The organism is Immundisolibacter sp. (genome assembly GCF_014359565.1).
In the GTDB taxonomy this organism is placed as follows: Bacteria; Pseudomonadota; Gammaproteobacteria; order Immundisolibacterales; family Immundisolibacteraceae; genus Immundisolibacter.
The window spans coordinates 52,815-70,533 of sequence record NZ_JACIZD010000001.1 but is presented as its reverse complement, the minus strand read 5'-3'; the positions used below and the strand labels follow the sequence as shown (position 1 = coordinate 70,533).

The 17,719-nt window shown below is 67.2% G+C and carries 13 protein-coding genes and 2 tRNA genes; 1 reads left to right on the top strand and 14 read right to left on the bottom strand.

Annotated features, from left to right (window positions below; translation table 11 throughout):
- Positions 1-3: 3 nt before the first annotated feature.
- The 7 genes from H5U26_RS00325 to H5U26_RS00295 form a co-directional block, all read right to left on the bottom strand.
- The gene (locus H5U26_RS00325) at positions 4-189 is read right to left on the bottom strand and encodes a hypothetical protein (RefSeq protein WP_290615599.1); all 186 of its coding nucleotides are present in this window, start codon (positions 187-189) and stop codon (positions 4-6) included.
- A 349-nt stretch (positions 190-538) separates the two neighbouring features.
- Positions 539-1,408, bottom strand: coding sequence for a restriction endonuclease (locus tag H5U26_RS00320; protein ID WP_290615598.1), 870 nt, complete (start codon positions 1,406-1,408; stop codon positions 539-541).
- A 625-nt stretch (positions 1,409-2,033) separates the two neighbouring features.
- Positions 2,034-2,972, bottom strand: a complete 939-nt coding sequence (locus H5U26_RS00315) for a fatty acid desaturase (RefSeq protein WP_290615597.1) — start codon at positions 2,970-2,972, stop codon at positions 2,034-2,036.
- 242 nt (positions 2,973-3,214) lie between these two features.
- Complete coding sequence (locus H5U26_RS00310; RefSeq protein WP_290615596.1) at positions 3,215-5,041, bottom strand: ABC transporter ATP-binding protein; 1,827 nt, start codon at positions 5,039-5,041, stop codon at positions 3,215-3,217.
- Positions 5,041-6,447, bottom strand: a complete 1,407-nt coding sequence (locus H5U26_RS00305) for an ABC transporter permease (RefSeq protein ID WP_290615595.1) — start codon at positions 6,445-6,447, stop codon at positions 5,041-5,043. The genes H5U26_RS00310 and H5U26_RS00305 overlap by 1 nt, the downstream gene beginning before the upstream one ends.
- On the bottom strand, positions 6,447-7,424 hold the full coding sequence (locus H5U26_RS00300) for an ABC transporter permease (RefSeq protein WP_290615594.1): 978 nt from the start codon (positions 7,422-7,424) through the stop codon (positions 6,447-6,449). Before H5U26_RS00300 ends, H5U26_RS00305 begins: the two co-directional genes overlap by 1 nt.
- The gene (locus H5U26_RS00295) at positions 7,421-9,583 is read right to left on the bottom strand and encodes an ABC transporter substrate-binding protein (RefSeq protein WP_290615593.1); all 2,163 of its coding nucleotides are present in this window, start codon (positions 9,581-9,583) and stop codon (positions 7,421-7,423) included. Before H5U26_RS00295 ends, H5U26_RS00300 begins: the two co-directional genes overlap by 4 nt.
- A gap of 117 nt (positions 9,584-9,700) precedes the next feature.
- Between H5U26_RS00295 and H5U26_RS00290 the strand changes: the two genes are divergently transcribed.
- On the top strand, positions 9,701-10,477 hold the full coding sequence (locus tag H5U26_RS00290; protein WP_290615592.1) for an enoyl-ACP reductase: 777 nt from the start codon (positions 9,701-9,703) through the stop codon (positions 10,475-10,477).
- Between the two features lie 37 nt (positions 10,478-10,514).
- Here the strand turns inward: H5U26_RS00290 and H5U26_RS00285 are convergent, their stop codons facing one another.
- The 7 genes from H5U26_RS00285 to clpP form a co-directional block, all read right to left on the bottom strand.
- Positions 10,515-12,419, bottom strand: a complete 1,905-nt coding sequence (locus H5U26_RS00285; RefSeq protein ID WP_290615591.1) for a SurA N-terminal domain-containing protein — start codon at positions 12,417-12,419, stop codon at positions 10,515-10,517.
- 94 nt (positions 12,420-12,513) lie between these two features.
- Positions 12,514-12,590, bottom strand: a tRNA-Asp gene (locus H5U26_RS00280).
- 12 nt (positions 12,591-12,602) lie between these two features.
- Positions 12,603-12,675 (bottom strand) — tRNA-Val (locus H5U26_RS00275).
- Positions 12,676-12,688: 13 nt separating this feature from the next.
- Positions 12,689-12,961, bottom strand: a complete 273-nt coding sequence (locus H5U26_RS00270) for an HU family DNA-binding protein (RefSeq protein WP_290615590.1) — start codon at positions 12,959-12,961, stop codon at positions 12,689-12,691.
- Between the two features lie 138 nt (positions 12,962-13,099).
- On the bottom strand, positions 13,100-15,517 hold the full coding sequence (gene lon / locus H5U26_RS00265; protein WP_290615589.1) for an endopeptidase La: 2,418 nt from the start codon (positions 15,515-15,517) through the stop codon (positions 13,100-13,102).
- Between the two features lie 124 nt (positions 15,518-15,641).
- On the bottom strand, positions 15,642-16,919 hold the full coding sequence (gene clpX / locus H5U26_RS00260; RefSeq protein WP_290615588.1) for an ATP-dependent Clp protease ATP-binding subunit ClpX: 1,278 nt from the start codon (positions 16,917-16,919) through the stop codon (positions 15,642-15,644).
- A 141-nt stretch (positions 16,920-17,060) separates the two neighbouring features.
- Positions 17,061-17,684: an ATP-dependent Clp endopeptidase proteolytic subunit ClpP gene (gene clpP / locus H5U26_RS00255; protein WP_290615587.1), complete on the bottom strand. Its 624-nt coding sequence runs from the start codon at positions 17,682-17,684 to the stop codon at positions 17,061-17,063.
- Between the last annotated feature and the right edge of the window lie 35 nt (positions 17,685-17,719).

Below are 17,719 nucleotides of genomic sequence, written 5' to 3'. Positions count from 1 at the left end.
CACTCACCTGTCAACAATAATTCCTGTGCATGTCCTGAAGCAGTGCAGCTTCAATCTCGGCGTCGGTCTTGGCGGCAGGGTGTAGACGATGCCGAGTGCCTGCGCTGCCTTGGCCGGCAGGACGCGGGCCGAGTAGATCAGCTCCTTGGCGCGCACCAGGCCTACTACGCGCGGTAGCAGGTGGAACATGCCAAGGTCCGACGCCAGGCCCATGCGGCCAAACACGGCGTAAAAATGGGCCCGCGGCGTGGCAAGGACGAATCAGCGGCCCTCCCGCCGTAGGACGGGTCAAGACTGCGACGCCACAACCCATCATCCGGGGCCGGGCACACGCCTGACCCCGCGCCTGCAATCCGGCAGACTGTGCCTATTTGCGGAGTGATGGGCTTCGCTGCGCTGCACCCATCCTACATTCTGATTAAGACCACCTTTGACCGCCATATCCCGACCGGCGCGTATGGGCTACACGCTGGCGAACGTCGCATCTGGCAGCAACCGTAGCCTGGATGAAGCGCAGCGGAATCCGAGATGATTCGGCCTACGCGGACCACGCCTGTTGCGCCGCGCCACGGACGGCGATAGGCCGCGTTCGGCATGCGCCGAAATTCGGGCAGGACCAGAAATCACTTCGCCCCGCGCGTCCGGCCTTGCGGATCATCTTGATGTCGCATTTCGGGCAACTGGGCGTAACGTAATCGCCGCGTGTGACGTGCTGCAGCAGCGCCGCGCGCTCGGCGTCGGCGAGCGTCTGCAGTTGCCGCAGCAGCTCGTCGCCTGATACCAGCTTCAGGTGTTTGCCGGCGGCAAAGTTGCTGGCCTCCGTCGAGAATCCGGACACCGAATAGAAAATCGCCAGCTGCGCACCGAAATGATCCTTGGCCCCCCACAGTGCGCGCACTGGCTCGACGCCTACGGGCTTCGACCAGGCCTTGCATTGCGCCACGGCAAACACCCGGTCCGGGTTCCGGTGGTCGGCGATGATCACGTCCACGCCGCCATCCGATCCGGGGCCGGTGCTGCGTGCAGGGTGCCCCTTCGCTTTCCAGAAGCCCTCGCAAAGTTCCTCGAGGCGCTTCCATTCCAGTGACTGCAAGACTGCGGCCGTCCATTCGGTTGGGCGAGCAACCGGGACGGGCGTGGGGTCAGGGCGGGGTGGAGGGCCGGACATCCAATCTGCGCCTGGCGCTGAGCGGGCATTTCGAGTCCGCGGCAATGCGTCGATGACCGTGCCGGGTGTTCGTTTGGCAGCGCCGCGGCGCTTCTTGCCCAGCCGGCCGCGGAGCCAGATCTTGCCGACGGTGAGGAGCGCCAGCATCGCTATAACCCAGAACGCCAGCTTCCAGACCATGGTGACGATGGGCTGAAACGCGTTTTCAATCCGTGCCGGTCGCTGGGCCGGCACATTCACGCGCGGGCGTTCCGTCGGCCGCGGTTGGACAGGTGGCGCAGACTGGACGGGAGTCTCCGCCGAGCTCGGTGCCGCGACGGTCTGCTGCGACGGATCACACGGGCGATCCTGCGCTCCCATTACGCCTGTGGACGACCGGCAAAGCCAATACTCCACCGGCGGCCTGGCCGCGGCGCTCGTCGACGACAGAACAAAAAAGGCGGATGCCGTCACTATCCAGCGCACTGTGCTCTCCCACTGGGAACGTCGCAGGGCATTGTGCCCTCGATGGCGGTTCACCCAAGGGTGCTGGCTGGCGCCACCGCATCATTCCATTGGCCAGAAGCCCGCGCGGGCGGACCGCGGGGCCTGGCCAGCGAAGGCGGTATTTGTCGGCGCCGCTTCAGGGAACATGCCATCCGGGACGGGACCGACCTTTTGTCCGGCCGGTTATCCGATCGGCGCCGGCCGTTGATCGTGCAGGCGCAAAGTGGGCATCACCTTGCCCGCGCTGCGACCGAGCGGGGTCCGCGCCGTCGTTAGCGGTCCAGGACGGCAGGCGCCACAACCCGGCACACAGGGACAGGCCCCGTCCAGCACACAGACGGCCCCGCGCTAGGCGTCGGGGCCGTCGTGATGATCTGCTTCAGGCTGGCGACAGGGGGGCGGCGGAGCCGTTACCGGTCACGCCCGTTGTTGCATGGAACTTGCGGTGCAGCTCGATGTTCTGCGGCTCGAGCGCAAACGCCGTCTGGTAGCTGACGTTGTGCCGGACGTGCTCGTCGTAGCGCAGGTACCACACGCGGTGCATCTTGTAGAACGGCACCGTCGGGTACAGGTGATGGATCAGGTGGTAGTTTTGATACACCAGCAGCGGCGTGAGCAGCCATTCCCAGCCCATGCGCATGGTGGTGGCCAGATACGGATCCTCATGATGGCTGACCATGGCCGGGTGGTGCGGCAGGATGACGAACACCACGGCGATCAGGAACAGCGAGATGCGCGTGGGGATGAACCACAGCATGAACAGCTCGTAGCCGTAGCCGAGCGCGATCAGGGTCCCGACCGCCAGCGTCAGGCAGCTGTAGAACGCGATCAGTTCCTTCCTGTGTTTCTTCACCAGGTGCTGACCGCGGGTAAAGAAGTACCAGATGTACCAGAGGTCGAAGAACGCCCAGCGCAGCGGTGCCTGCCATTTGGGCGCGTCGTGCTCGAAGCGGTCCGGATCCTCGACGCCGTTTGCGTGGATATGGTGCTGGTTGTGCAGCCAGCGCAGCGCCACCATCGGCGCGTACGGGAACAGGAACAGCAGCGACACGTCGGCGATGGTTTCGTTCAGCCAGCCGATGCGCGAGATGGCGCGGTGGGCGCCGTCGTGAATCGGGCTGAACAGGCCGTAGCTGAGCAGGCCGTTGATCAGCGCGCCGGCCCAGAAGCTCATGCGGCCGCTCAGGCACAGGTACCAGACGGCCGCCATGCCGCCCAGCATGAGGACCGCCAGCAGGGCGGTCGGTATGGCCAGCCGCGGGGCGCGCATGTATTCACGCAGCAGGGTTTCGCTGGGGGCCGGGGCGTGTGTTGCCATCGTTCTCATCTCCTTATGAGCGACGTCGTCCATGCGGCGGGTCCGACGAGCGGGGCGCGCCGGGTGAAACGCAGAACGCATCATGCGGACGGGGCCGGCAGGCCATCTTGACCGGCGTCAACGGTATCGATGGGGCATCCAGGCGGCAGCCGGTCGCCGACTCGCCCAGGGCGAGTCACGCCAAGGCGCCGTGATTCGGAAGCCCTGAGGACGCCTGACGCGAAGGTTCGTCCGGCAGCTGCCTACTGGCGCTGGTCGAGGTGATGGCAGGCCACCCGCAGCCCGCCGGCCAGTGTCACCGTGGGCGGATAGGTCTGGCGGCACAGGTCGGTGGCCAGCGGGCAGCGCGGGTGGTAGTGGCAGCCGGCCGGCGGTGCCGCGGGCGAGGGCGGATCGCCGGCCGCTACGTGTGGCTCTGTAACGGCATCCACCGCCACGCGCGGCACGGCCGCCAGCAGGGCGCGCGTGTAGGGGTGTTGTGGCGATTGCAGCACGCCGGCCACCGGGCCGTGTTCGACGATCCTGCCCAGGTACATCACCGCCACTTCATCGGCCAGGTACTCGACCACGCCCAGGTTGTGCGTGATCAGCAGGTAGCTGAGGCCAAGCTCGGCCTTCAGTTCCTGCAGCAGGTCCAGGATCTGCGCCTGGATGGACAGGTCCAGCGCGCTGGTGGGCTCGTCGCACACCAGCAGGCGCGGCTGCACGGCCAGCGCGCGGGCGATGCTGATGCGCTGGCGCTGGCCGCCGGAGAACTCGTGCGGGTAGCGGTCGGCGGCGTTGGTGGGCAGGCCGACGCGGGCCAGCAATTCCGCCACCCGTTGTTCGCGCCAGGCGCGCTGCCCGATGCCGAGCGCATCCAGGCCCTCGCGCACGATGTCCGCCACGCGCAGGCGTGGGTTCAGCGAGCCGTAGGGGTCCTGGAACACGATCTGAAAATAACGGCGCAGGGGTCGCAGCCGCCGCGGCGGCAGGCTGGCCAGATCGGTGCCCTCGAAATGCACGCTGCCGGCGCTGATGTCCTGCAGGCGCAGGATGGCGCGGGCGAGCGTGGTCTTGCCGCAGCCGGACTCGCCGACCACGGCCAGTGTGCGGCCGCGGGCGAGGCTGAGCGACACGCCGTCCACGGCCCGCACGGCGCCGGCCTGGCGTTGCAGCAGGCCGCGGCGGATCGGGAAATGCACCTTCAGGTCGCGCACTTCGAGCACGGTTTCGCCGGCCGCGTCCGCCGTTGCCGGCACGGCGCCATCCTGCCGCGCTCCGGTCAGCGACTGGCCGCGGCGCGAGAAGTCCGGCAGCGCGGCGAACAGCGCCTGCGAGTAGGGATGCTGGGGAGCGCTGAAGAACCGCTCCCGCGGCGCCTGTTCCACCACCCGCCCGGCCTGCATCACGGCGACCTGGTCGGCCATGCGCGCGGCCACGCCAAGATCATGCGTGACCAGCAGCAGGCCCATGCCGCGCGCGCGTTGCAGGCCCTGCAGCAGGTCCAGGATCTGCGCCTGGGTGGTGACGTCCAGCGCCGTGGTGGGCTCGTCGGCGATCAGCAGCTGCGGGTCGCAGGCCAGCGCCATGGCGATCATGGCGCGCTGTTTCATGCCGCCCGACAACTGGTGCGGGAACTCGTCGTAGCGGCGCGCCGGGTCGGCCATGCCGGTGGCGGCCAGCAACTCCACACCGCGCGCACGCACGGCGCGCCGGCTGCCGCCCAGGTGCTGGGTGATGACCTCGGCGATCTGTGCGCCAATGCGCATGACCGGATTGAGGCTGGTCATCGGCTCCTGAAAGATCATGCCGATGCGCCGGCCGCGCACGGCGCGCATGGCCGCCTCCGGCAGGGCGCTCAGGTTCGTGCCGTCCAGCCACACTTCGCCGCCGACCTGGCGGGCGCTGGGCGGCAGCAGGCGCAGGATGGACAGCGCCGTGACCGACTTGCCGCAGCCGGATTCGCCCAGCAGCACCAGCGTCTGGCCGGCATCCAGGCTCAGCGTGACGCCATCGACGGCGACCAGCGGCCCGGTCGGGGTCGAAAACTGCGTGCGCAGTTCGCGCAGTTCGAGCAGGTGGGACATCAGTGCTTACCGCCCTGGCGTGGATCGAGCGCGTCGCGCAGGGCATCGGCCAGCAGGTTGGCCGGCAGCACCAGGCCGAGCATGAAGGTGAAGGCCGCCGCCAGCGACCACCACACGGCCGGCTCGCGGGCCAGCTCCAGGCGGGCGGTGTTGATCATGTTGCCCCACGACACGGTGCCCGGATCCACGCCGACGCCGACGTAGGACAGTACGGCCTCGGCCAGCACCAGGCCGCTGAAGTCGATGACCGCGGTAAGCAAGACCAGATGCGTGAGGTTGGGCCACAGGTGGCGGGCGATGATGCGCCACTGCGTCTGTCCCAGGGCGCGCGCCGACTGCACGTATTCGAGCTCACGCAGCTTGAGCGCCTCGCCGCGCAGCAGTCGGCACAGGCCAATCCAGCCGGTGGCGCCCAGGATCAGGCACAGCGCCGTCAGGCGCAGGTCGGCCCGCTGCTGCACGTCGGCGAAGGCCGCCACGTGCTGGTCCATGTACAGGTCCAGCGTCAGCACCGCGGCGGCGATCAGCAGCACGCCGGGGATGGCGTTCAGCGTCGCATACAGGTACTGCACCAGATCGTCCACGCGCCCGCCGAAGTAACCGGCCGCGGTGCCCAGCAGCACCGCCAGCGGCAGCGCCAGCAGCAGGCTGCCGCTACCGATGATGACGCCGGTGCGGATGCTTTTGAGGCTCAGGTACAGCACGTCCTGACCGACCTTGTCGGTGCCCAGCACGTGGTAGGCGGTTGCCAGCGCGGCCACGGCGGCGACCGTGATGGCAAGCAGCGTGGCTGTGAGCAGCGCGCTGCGCCAGGCCACATCGGTATCGCCCCGCAGCAGGTGGCGGGCGGCCACGCGCCACGGCAGCCGCGCGCGGCGCGCCACGCGCCAGCAGACCAGCGCCGTCAGCGCCGCGCCAACCGCCAGGCCCGCGACCAGCGCTGGCCACAGTCGCCGGGCGATGTCGCCACGGCGGGCGCTGACATCGGCCAGATGCGCCCCGCCGTGCTCGAGGCGCGGAAACACCCGCTGCACGCTGCCGTCGTCTGCGGTGACCGTCTCGCGGGCGTAGCTGTAGAGGGCCAGCGGTGCCGAGTAGGTCTTCTCGCCGCGCTCGCGCAGCGGCATGAGCAGCCGGTCCAGAACGGATTCCACCACCGGGCTGTAGGCGCCGGGCGTGTCCGCCAGCGGCGGCCGAAAATGCACCGAATCGAGCAGGGCCACCGCCACATAGGGCGCCAGAAACACCAGCGAGGCCATCGCCATTGGTCGGCGCGCGAGCTGCCTGAAGGCCGCCGCCAGGCGCGGCGTGTAGCGGGCCCGCCACAGCAGTGCGGTCGCGGCGGCCACGATCAGCCACAGCAGCAGATCGGTGGTCAGCAGCACCGGCTGCACTGGCCAGGTCATCACTGCAGGCGCACCCGCGGATCGGCCAGCGTGTAGGACACGTCCGTCAGCAGCAGGCCGAGCAGGTACAGCAGCGCGCCCAGGAACACCATGGCGCGCACGATGGAGAAGTCCTGGCTCTGGATGGCGTCGATGGTGTAGCTGCCAAGGCCCGGGATGGCAAAGAACGACTCTGTCAGCAGGCCACCCATGAACAGCAGCGGGATCACCGCCACCACGCCGGTCAGGATTGGAATGGCGGCATTGCGCAGCAGGTGGCGGCCCAGCACGCGGCCTTCGGACAGGCCCTTGGCGCGGGCGGTGCGGATGTAGTCCTTGCCGGCTTCCTCCAGGAACAGCAGCCGGTACCAGCGCAGCCCGCCGCCGATGCCCGACAGCACGCCTACCAGCAGCGGCAGGACCAGGAACTTGAGCCCGCCCCAGCCGTCCTGCCAGCCGGACACCGGCACCAGGTTCAGCAGCTTGGCCAGCAGGTACTGGGCGCCGATGATGTAGAACAGGGTCGAGATCGACATGCCGACCACGGCCAGGAAAACCGCCGCCCGCTCCAGGCCGCTGCCGCGCACGAACACCACGCCCAGCGCGAGCGTGATGTTGGTCAGCAGGCCAAGGATCAGGCCCGGCACGGCGATGGCCAGACTCGGCCCCATGCGCTGGCGGATGTCGCGGCCGATGTCGCGGCCGTCGTCGGCGTGGCCGAAATCGAGCACCAGCAGGCGGGCCGACTTCTCGAAAAAAATGGTGTCGGTGAAGCGGCCCAGGCCGTTCGACTGTGGCGCGTACAGCAGCGGTCGGTCGTAGCCGTGGGCGCGCTTCCAGGTGGCGATGGCGTCGGCAGTGACGTGCTTGTTGCCAAGGTGCAGGCGCGCCATGTCGTCCGGGCTGTTGACCACGAAGAACAGCGCGAAGGTCAGCAGGTTCACGCCGATCAGGATCGGTACCGCGTACAGCAGCCGGCGCAGCAGGTAGGCGGTCATGGGTGGTCGCCGTGGGCGTTTGCGCGCAGGCGTCTGCGCCACAGGCGGATCGCCGGCAGCGTGCTCAGCAGCAACAGCGCGCCGACGGCCACGACCGGTGCCCAGTGAGGCTTGTTCCAGGCCGCCCGCATGCTGGCCCGCAGGGACGGATCGAGGCGCTGGTACTTGAGCGTGTTGGTGGCCATGTCGTTGGGTTTCAGGTTGCCGGTCCAGGCGTGATTGAGCACCACCTGCTGCGGGTGAAAGCCGGCTACCCAGGGCGCGTCGCGGCGCAGCAGCTCGACCATGCGGTCGATCAGCCGCTGGCGCTCGGCGCCGTTTGGCAGCACCCGCATGCGCTCGAAGGCGCGGTCGAACTCGGCATTGGCGTAGTTGCTGGCGTTCTCGCCGCCGTGCTTGACCTTGCCGTTGGGCCCATAGAACAGGAACAGGAAATTCTCCGGGTCCGGGTAGTCGGCGTTCCAGCCCCATTGGTAAATCTGCGCCTGGCCGCGGCGCATCTTGTCCTGGAAGCGGTTGTAGTCGGTGCTGCGCACCACCAGTTGCACGCCCAGCTTGCCGAACTGCTTGCGCAGCCAGTCCATGTAGCTCTTGGCGTCCGGGCCGCTGGCCATGGAGTCGAAGTACAGCACCAGCGGCCTGCCGCTGGCGGCATCGCGCCCGTTGGGGTAACCGGCCGTCTTGAGCAGTGCCCGGGCGCGCTCGATGCCCAGGCGCTGCGGCCGGCCCGCCTGCCAGCCATAGACGTATGGGTTGATGCCGGCCTCGCCGTCGCGGTAGCCGAAGATGCCGGGCGGCAGCGGCCCCTGCATGGCCAGGCCCAGGCCGTTCTGGAAGATGGCGATGGATTCTTCCTGGTCGATGGCGATGGCGATGGCCTGGCGCATGGCGCGCTGTTTCGGGCCGTAACCGCCGACGGTGTCGTCGAGCATGTTCAGACCGGTGTAGAAGATCGACGACATGACGCTGGAACTGAGGCGCATGCCGCGCGCGCGCATGGCCTCGGTGAGCTCGAGCTCGCCCCCGGCGCCCAGGTTCACTACCTGGTCGAAGCTGTCCTGGCCCACCGCCGAGCGGTCGTAGTAGCCCTGCAGGAACTTGGTCCACACCGGAATGCTCTCGCGCTCCAGGCTGTACACGGCCCGGTCGATGAACGGCATCGGCTTGCCGGCATTGGCCAGCAGGCCGGCGGCGGCGTCGCCCGGCTCGCCGTCGGCCGGATACGGCTCGCCGCGGAACAGCGGATTGCGCTCCAGCACCATGCGCCGGTTCGGATCGTTCACGCTGAGCATGTACGGCCCGGTGCCGACCGGGTACCAGTCCAGGCTGATGTTCTTGGCGGCCAGGCCCGGCTGGCTGTAGAAGCGGTCCGCTTCCCACGGCAGCGGCGCGAAAAACGGCATCGCCAGCCAGTACGTGAACTGCGGGTAGACGTCGGTCAGGCGAATGCGCAGCGTGTAGCGGTCGACCGCCTGCACGCCGGCCAGATCGAAGCGGCGCAGATCCAGCCACTTGTCATCATCGACAGCCGCCAGCGCCTCGGTCAGCTGCGCGAAACCGGCGATGTGGGCCTGCAGCAGGCCGCGGATCGGCGACTGCACGCGCGGGCTCGCCAGGCGCTTGATCTGATAGACGTAATCGTCGGCGGTCAGTTCGCGGCTGGCGCGCTGCGCAAAGTCGGCCAGGGTGTCGATGCGTCCGAGCGCGGCCGGGTCCAGGCGGTGGTAAAGCAGCCGCCCGTCGTCGCCGCGCGCAAAGGCCGGGTGCGGTGCGTAGCGGATGCCCGGCTGGATGCGGATTTCATACATGCTGGCCGTTGCACGGGCCGGGTCGGCGTCGGCGGGCAGGGCATTGCCGACGCGGTCCAGCAGGGTCGTGCGGGGCAGTTCGGCCGCGCTCAGCGGCACCAGCGCGTACGGCCGGCGCAGGTAGTGGTATTGCAGCGGCGGCTCATACACCTGCTGGATGAAGGCGTACTCGTTCGAGCTGTAGGCGACCGCCGGATCGAGATGCTTGGGCCGTTCGGCGAACGCCGCGTAGAGCGTGTTCGCGTTTTGCTCGCTGGCCGGGTAAGGGCTGTTCAGGGGCGCCTCGCCACAGCCGGCCAGCGCGATCAGCAGCAGGGGCAACAGCAGGCGAAACGGGACGGGAAGGCGCATTGGCGGCGATTCTGCCATAGCGGCCCCGGCGCCGGACGCAGCCGCCGGCGCCGCTGGGGGAATACCGGCCGGCGGCTATAATGCGCGCCCGATCAGGCGCAGGGCAGGGGGTACGCGATGGGATTTTTGACCGGCAAACGGGCGCTAGTCGTCGGCGTGGCCAGTGATCGCTCGATTGCCACCGGCATTGCCGAGGCGATGCACCGGCAGGGTGCCGAGCTCGCCTTCACCTACCAGAACGACAAGCTGCGCAAGCGGGTCGAGGAATTCGCGGCCGAGTGCGGCAGCGACATCACCCTGCCGCTGGACGTGGGTGACGACGCCCAGATCGAGGCCGCGTTTGCAGCGCTTGGCCAGCGCTGGGACGGTTTCGACATCGTGGTGCATAGCGTCGCCTACGCGCCGCGCGAGGAACTGCAGGGCAGCTTTGTCGAGGCCGTGACGCGCGAGGGTTTTCGCCAGGCGCACGACATCAGCGCCTACAGCCTGGCGGCGCTGGCCAAGGCCGCCCGGCCGATGCTGCGCCCCGGCGGCGCGCTGCTGGCGCTGAGCTATCTGGGTGCCGTGCGGGTGCTGCCGAACTACAACGTCATGGGCCTGGCCAAGGCCAGCCTCGAGGCCTGCATCCGCTACCTGGCCGCGTCCATGGGGCCGGACGGCATCCGCGTCAACGGCATCTCGGCCGGCCCGATCCGCACCCTGGCGGCGTCCGGCATCTCCGGCCTGCGCAGCATGCTCGATTACCACGCCGCCCATGCGCCGCTGCGGCGCAACGTGACCATCGAGGACGTCGGCAACGTGGCGGCGTTCCTGTGCTCGGACCTGGCGGCCGGCGTGACCGGCGAGATCACCTACGTCGACGGCGGTTACAACATCGTCGGCATGGGCGGCTGATACGCCGTCGCAGCGCCGGTTCTGCGGGGCCGGTCGGCTACGGTTGGTTCTGGACGATCCGCACCGGATACCGCGCTCGCAGCGCGGCGAGCTGTTCGGTCAGCGTCTGGTCGGCGCGAATGGCAAGCAACTGCGTGCGCAGCGCCTCCCGCGTCTGGGCATCCGCGGCTGCCGCCCCGGCGTGACGGCCGGTGACCGTGACGATTACGTAACTGCCGTCGTCCAGCGCCAGGCCACCGTGGCCCGGTATGCCGTCGCTGACCGGCAAGGCAAAGGCCTGTTTGAGTACCGCAGCCGGCAGACCTTCCGTGCCCTCGCGGCCCACGTCGGGCAGCGCCTTGAATTCCGCACCGTGTTGTCTCAGGAGTGCCTCGATGTTCTCACCGGCCCACAGTTTCTCGAGCAGCGCCTCACCGGCCTTGCGGGCCGCCGCCGCACCGTCCTGTTGGCGCAGGCGCAGGACAATGTCCGCCCTCACATCCTCCAGTGGACGCGGTGCCGCCGGCGTGTGTTCGGTCACGCGCAGCACCGCGTAGCGCCCGCTGCCCAGTTCGAACACCTCGCTGTTCTCACCGCCGATGACCTCGTTGCTGAAGGCATGGCGCAGGAATTCCGGGTTGGCAGCGATGCCGGTGTTGCCGCTGCGCGCAACAGGGCCGATTTCCTGCACCGGCAGCCCCAGCGCCTTGGCGGCCGGTTCCAGCGTGTCCGGGTGTTCGAAGCTCTGGTTGCGCAGGGTTTCCGCGGCGGCGAAAAACCGCTCCTCGGCCAGTTCGCGCTGCAGCCGCTGGCGCAGGCTGTCGCGCACTTCGGCCAGCGGCGGCACGCTGCCGGGCTTGATGTCGGTCACTTCCAGCAGGTGAAAGCCAAACGGCGTACGGATCGGTTCGCTCAGGGTGTTCTTGGCCAGCGTGAACGCCGCCTCGTCGAAGGCGGCGGTCATGCCGCCGCGCGTGAAATAGCCCAGATCGCCACCCTGCTCGGCGGAGCCCGGATCGGCTGACTCGGCCTTGGCCAGCGCTGCGAAATCAGCGCCGGCGAGGAGCTTGGCGCGTAGCTCGGCGGCCTTCAGCCGCGCCTGCTCGACGGCTTGCGGCGGCGCATCCTCGGCCACCCGGATCAGGATGTGCCGAACCCGGCGCTGCTCGGCGCTGCCGAGCTCGGGTTTGAGTTCCTCGTAGCGCTTCTGGAGCATGGCGTCGTCGATGGCCAGTTCACTCGCCATCGCGTCAAGGCTCAGTTCCAGGTACGCCACGCGCACCTGCTCGGCGGTCTGGAAGTCGGTTTTGTATGCGTCGTAATAGGCCTGGATGGCCGCATCGTCCGGGGGGGCTGCAGGCGCGAATTTTTGCCAGTCGATCGTTGCCAGGCGCAGGTCGCGCCGCTCGAACCACAGTGCGGCCAGCTCATCGAGCTCGGCTGCAGAGATGAATGCCGTTTCGGCAAGGCCGGACTCGAGCTGCTGCAAGGCCAGCGAGCTGCGCAAGTCGGCCTCGAAGGCGGCGGGCGTGAGCCCCTGGCGGCGCAGCTGCGACTCGTAGAGTGCTCGATCGAAGCCGTTTTCTCCAGCAAAGGCCGGCGCGGCCTGGATGACCGCCGCCACGGCCGCGTCGGGCACCTGCAGACGCCGCCGATTGGCCTCCTGCAGCAGCAACTCGCGGTTGATCAGGCGCTCGAGCACCGCGCGCCGGGTGCCCGGATGGTCGAGAAATTCCGGTGAATAGGCGTCGCCCAGGCTCTGGCGCAGGCGTTGCCCTTCCTGGCGCAGGGCCTGTTGCAGGGCATCGACGGTGATGGAAGCGTCGCCGACGCGCGCCGCGGCGGTGTTGCCGGTTGGCTGTACGTAGGAATTGACTCCCCACAGCGCAAAGGGCACGACCAGCAACACCAGGATCGTGCTGACCAGCCAGCGTGGGGCCTTTTCGCGGATTTGTTCCAGCATGGGTCTGTTTTTCAGGTTGCAGAAAACACAAAGGGTGAAGCCGGTTGGGACCGACTCCACCCTTCACGGCTGGTAAATGGCGTAGCGCCAAAATTGGCGGAGCGGACGGGACTTGAACCCGCGACCCCCGGCGTGACAGGCCGGTATTCTAACCAGCTGAACTACCGCTCCAGATGCATTCGGTGGGTGCTGAGAGGATCGAACTCCCGACATCCGCCGTGTAAAGGCGACGCTCTACCAGCTGAGCTAAGCACCCCTGCAAGAACGCGTTATTTTATGCCGTCTTTGAGGCCTTTACCAGCCTTGAACTTGGCGGTCTTGCTGGCCTTGATCTTGATGGGCTGGCCGGTGCGCGGATTGCGACCGGTACGCGCGCCGCGCTTGCCTACCGAAAACGTGCCAAAGCCTACGATAGTGACCGTGTCGCCCTTCTTGAGCGCTGCGGTGATGGCGTCGACGGCCGAGTCCAACGCGCGTCCGGCGGCCGCCTTGGAAATTTCGGCGCCGTCGGCAATCGCGTCGATCAGATCAGATTTATTCACGTGAGTCCCCCTGGGTCGGTGGTTGAGTTGCCCTGAGTCTTGTTCGCCCGGGAATACGCGGAAAACCCGCGCCAGACATGGGCCGGCGAGTTATACCAACGGCAAAAAACGCATGTCAACAAAGCGTTTTTTTTCGGATCAGTGTGCGATGTAGCTTTCTGCGGGCGCGGGCGGCGTATCCGTCGCCGTCACCGGCACCGATACGGCCCCTGGCAGCGCGGTCAGGGCGTGCTCGAATACCTCGTCGATCCATTGCACCGGCTGGATGTCGAGGCGTTGCTTAACGTCCTCAGGCACATCGGCCAAGTCTTTTTCATTATCTTTCGGAATCAATACCTTGACGATCCCGCCTCGCAGTGCGGCCAGCAGCTTTTCCTTCAGGCCGCCGATTGCCAACACCTCGCCGCGCAGGGTGATTTCGCCGGTCATGGCTACGTCCGCCCGCACCGGAATGCCGCTCAGCGCCGAGGTCAACGCCGTGACCATGGCGACGCCGGCACTGGGGCCGTCCTTGGGTATCGCGCCCTCGGGTACGTGCAGGTGAAAATCGTTCTGCTGGAAGCTTTCTGCGGTGATTCCCAGCTGTGACGCGCGGCTGCGCACCACGGTCAGGGCCGCTTTTACCGATTCCTGCATGACTTCGCCCAGCTGTCCGGTGAGCGTCAGACCGCCCTTGCCCGGGACGACGGCGGCTTCCACCGTCAGCAGTTCGCCGCCAACTTCGGTCCAGGCCAGCCCGGTTACCTGGCCGATCCGGTTCTGCGTGTCCGCCAGGCCGGGCCGGTAGCGCTGCACGCCCAGAAACTCGCCCAGATTCTTGTCGGTGATCCGCAGCTTGCCCTTGCGCGTCTTCTGCACCGCCTGGCGCACGGCCTTGCGACAGACCTTGTTGATCTCGCGCTCCAGATTCCGCACGCCCGCCTCGCGGGTGTACAGCTGAATGATGGCTCGCAACGCCTCGTCCGAGAACGCGATTTCGGTGTCCTTCAGGCCATTGTCGGTGAGCGCCTTGGGCACCAGGTAGCGCTTGGCGATGTTCAGCTTCTCGTCTTCCGTGTAACCGGCCAGGCGGATCACTTCCATCCGGTCCAGCAGCGGCGCGGGGATGTTCAGCGTGTTGGCGGTGGCCACGAACAGCACGTCCGACAGGTCGTAATCGACCTCCAAATAGTGGTCGTTGAAGGCGTGGTTCTGCTCCGGATCGAGCACTTCGAGCAGCGCCGAGGCCGGATCGCCCCGAAAATCCATGGCCATCTTGTCGACTTCGTCGAGCATGAACACCGGATTGCGGGTGCCGACCTTGGCCAGGTTCTGCAACACCTTGCCCGGCATGGAGCCGATGTAGGTGCGCCGGTGGCCGCGGATTTCAGCCTCGTCGCGCACGCCGCCGAGTGACATGCGGGCGAACTTGCGCCCGGTGGCGTTGGCGATCGAACGCCCGAGCGAGGTCTTGCCCACTCCCGGCGGGCCGACCAGGCACAGGATCGGACCCTTGAGCTTGCGCACCCGCTGCTGCACGGCCAGATATTCGAGAATCCGCTCCTTGACCTTCTCCAGGCCGTAGTGGTCCCGCTCCAGCACCTGCTGGGCCTGGTCCAGATCCCGCCGCACGCGGCTGCGCGTGCGCCACGGCAGCTGTACGATCCAGTCCAGATAATTGCGCACCACCGTGGCTTCGGCCGCCATCGGCGACATCATGCGCAGCTTTGCCAGTTCACTGCGCGCCTTGGCCAGTACCGCCTTGGGCGGCCCGGCAGCCTCGATGCGCCGTTCCAGTTCGTCCAGGTCGTTGCCACCGTCTTCGAGCTCACCCAGTTCCTTCTGGATGGCGCGCATCTGTTCGTTCAGGTAGTACTCGCGCTGGCTTTTCTCCATCTGGCGCTTGACCCGGCCGCGCATGCGCTTCTCGACCTGCAGCAGGTCGATCTCGGTCTCCAGCAGATGCAGCAGATGTTCGAGGCGCGGCACGACGTCGACGATTTCCAGCAGTTCCTGCTTCTTGGGCAGGCGCACCGGCAGGTGGGCGGCGATGGTGTCGGCCAGGCGCGAGGAGTCGCTGATCTCGGCCAGTGCCGTCAGCGCCTCGGGCGGAATCTTCTTGCTGCCACGCACGTACTGCTCGAACTGTTCCAGCACGCTGCGCTGCAGGACCGTGTCTTCCTTGGGGTCGACCTCGGCTGCCTGCGGGATGGCCAGCTTGGCCATGAAACAGCCGTCGCGCTGTGACCACTCGGTGACGCTGGCCCGGCTGATGCCCTCGACCAGCACCTTTACCGTACCGTCCGGCAGCTTGAGCATCTGCAGCACGTGCGCCACGGTACCGGCGGTGTAGATGTCGTCCGCTTTCGGATCGTCCATGCCGGCGTCTTTCTGCGCGGCCAGGAAAATCCGCTTGTCGTGGGCGTCGCTCAGTTCAAGCGCAGTGATCGATTTTTCCCGCCCGACGAACAGCGGGATCACCATGTGCGGGAATACCACCACGTCACGCAGCGGCAGCACCGGCAGCGTCAGGGAATCGGAATCAGCGTCGGAGCGCTTGTGCTTACGGTCGGTCACCCGGGGTAGGCCTCGGCAGTGGGGAAGGGCAGCGCGGCGGCCGCCATGCGCAACAGATGGAGGCGGCGCCGGTCGAACTCAAGCCCCGACCGGGCGGCTTGCCGGACCGGGCGGGGTGGCGCTTTCAGTCGCCGGCAGCGCTTTGCTGCAACGGCGCGTCTTCGTAGATCAGCAGCGGTTTGCCTTCGGCGCCGAAGATGTTGTCGTCGAAGACGACCTTTTTCAGGTTTCGCATCGACGGCAGCTCGAACATGATGTCGAGCAAGGCATGCTCCAGGATCGAGCGCAGGCCGCGGGCGCCGGTCTTGCGTTCCATGGCCTTGTCGGCGATGGCGTCCAGCGCCTCGGGCCGGAATTCCAGTTCCACGCCTTCCATGCGAAACAGCTTCTGGTACTGCTTGACCAGGGCGTTCTTCGGCTCGGTCAGGATGCGGATCAGCGACTCGCGGTTCAGTTCGCTCAGCGTCGCCACGACCGGCAGGCGGCCGACGAACTCCGGAATCAGGCCGAAACGGATCAGATCGTGCGGTTCGACCTTGGCCAGCAGGCGGCTGGTGTCCTTGTTCTCGGCATCGCTCTTGATGTCGGCCGAGAAGCCGATGCCGCCTTTCTCCATGCGCTGCTGGACGATTTTCTCCAGGCCATTGAAGGCGCCGCCGCAGATGAACAGGATGTTGCGCGTGTCCACCTGCAGGAATTCCTGCTGCGGGTGCTTGCGCCCGCCCTGCGGCGGCACCGAGGCGATGGTGCCCTCGATCAGCTTCAGCAGCGCCTGCTGCACGCCCTCGCCGGACACGTCGCGGGTGATGGACGGATTGTCGGATTTGCGCGAAATCTTGTCGATTTCGTCGATGTAGACAATGCCGGTCTGCGCCCGCTCGGCGTCGTAGTCGCACTTCTGCAGCAGCTTCTGGATGATGTTCTCGACATCCTCGCCGACGTAACCGGCTTCCGTCAGCGTGGTGGCGTCGGCGATGGTGAACGGCACGTTCAGGATGCGCGCCAGGGTCTCGGCCAGCAGGGTCTTGCCCGAGCCGGTCGGCCCGACCAGCAGGATGTTGCTCTTGCTCAGCTCGACTTCGTCCTTCTGCTGGCCGGCGTCGAGGCGCTTGTAATGGTTGTAGACGGCGACGGACAGGATCTTCTTGGCCTGCTCCTGGCCGATGACGTAATCGTCCAGGTGCTTGCACAACTCGCGCGGGGTCGGCAGGCGCTTGCGCCGCTCGTCGGCGGCCTTCTCACCCACCTCGTCGCGGATGATGTCGTTGCACAGCTCGACGCACTCGTCGCAGACGAATACCGACGGGCCAGCGATGAGCTTGCGCACCTCGTGCTGGCTCTTGCCGCAGAACGAGCAGTACAGGAGCTTCTCGCCGTCGCTGCTGCGTTTGTCGTCGCTCATAACCTCATCCTGCAAGTCACTGCTTCGGCGTCCGGGCCGGCCGTCGAAAGCCGGTGGTGCGCCCCGTTTCAGAATCCCTCGTCAGCAAATTTATACCGCCAACGGCACCTGCAAGAAACCTTTCGTCGGTCCGTCCAGCGCTCACACCCGCTTGTCGATGACCTTGTCGACCAGGTTGTACTCGACCGCTTCCTTCGCCGACAGGAAGTTGTCGCGGTCAGTGTCCTGGCGAATCTGGTCGATCGTGCGGCCGGTGTGCCCGGCCAGGATATCGTTCAGCAGATCGCGAATCTTGAGCATCTCGCGGGCGTGGATCTCGATATCCGAGGCCTGGCCGCGAAAGCCGCCCAGCGGCTGATGGATCATCACCCGCGAGTTGGGCAAAGCAAATCGCTTGCCAGGCGCGCCGGCCGCCAGCAGCACGGCACCCATGCTGGCCGCCTGCCCGATGCACAGCGTCGATACCGCCGGCTTGATGAACTGCATGGTGTCGTAGATGGCCAGGCCGGCCGTGACCGAGCCGCCCGGCGAATTGATATAGAAATGGATGTCCTTGTCCGGGTTCTCGGACTCCAGGAACAGCAGCTGCGCCACCACCAGATTGGCGATGTGGTCCTCGACCGGGCCGACCAGGAACACCACCCGCTCCTTGAGCAGGCGCGAGAAGATGTCGTAGGCGCGCTCGCCGCGGGCGGTTTGCTCCACCACCATCGGCACGAGGCCCTGGGCAACGGGGCCGGGCAGGCTGTGGAACGGGTCGGTCATGAAGGCAATGCTCCGTGGTGTAAGGGTGCTGCGTG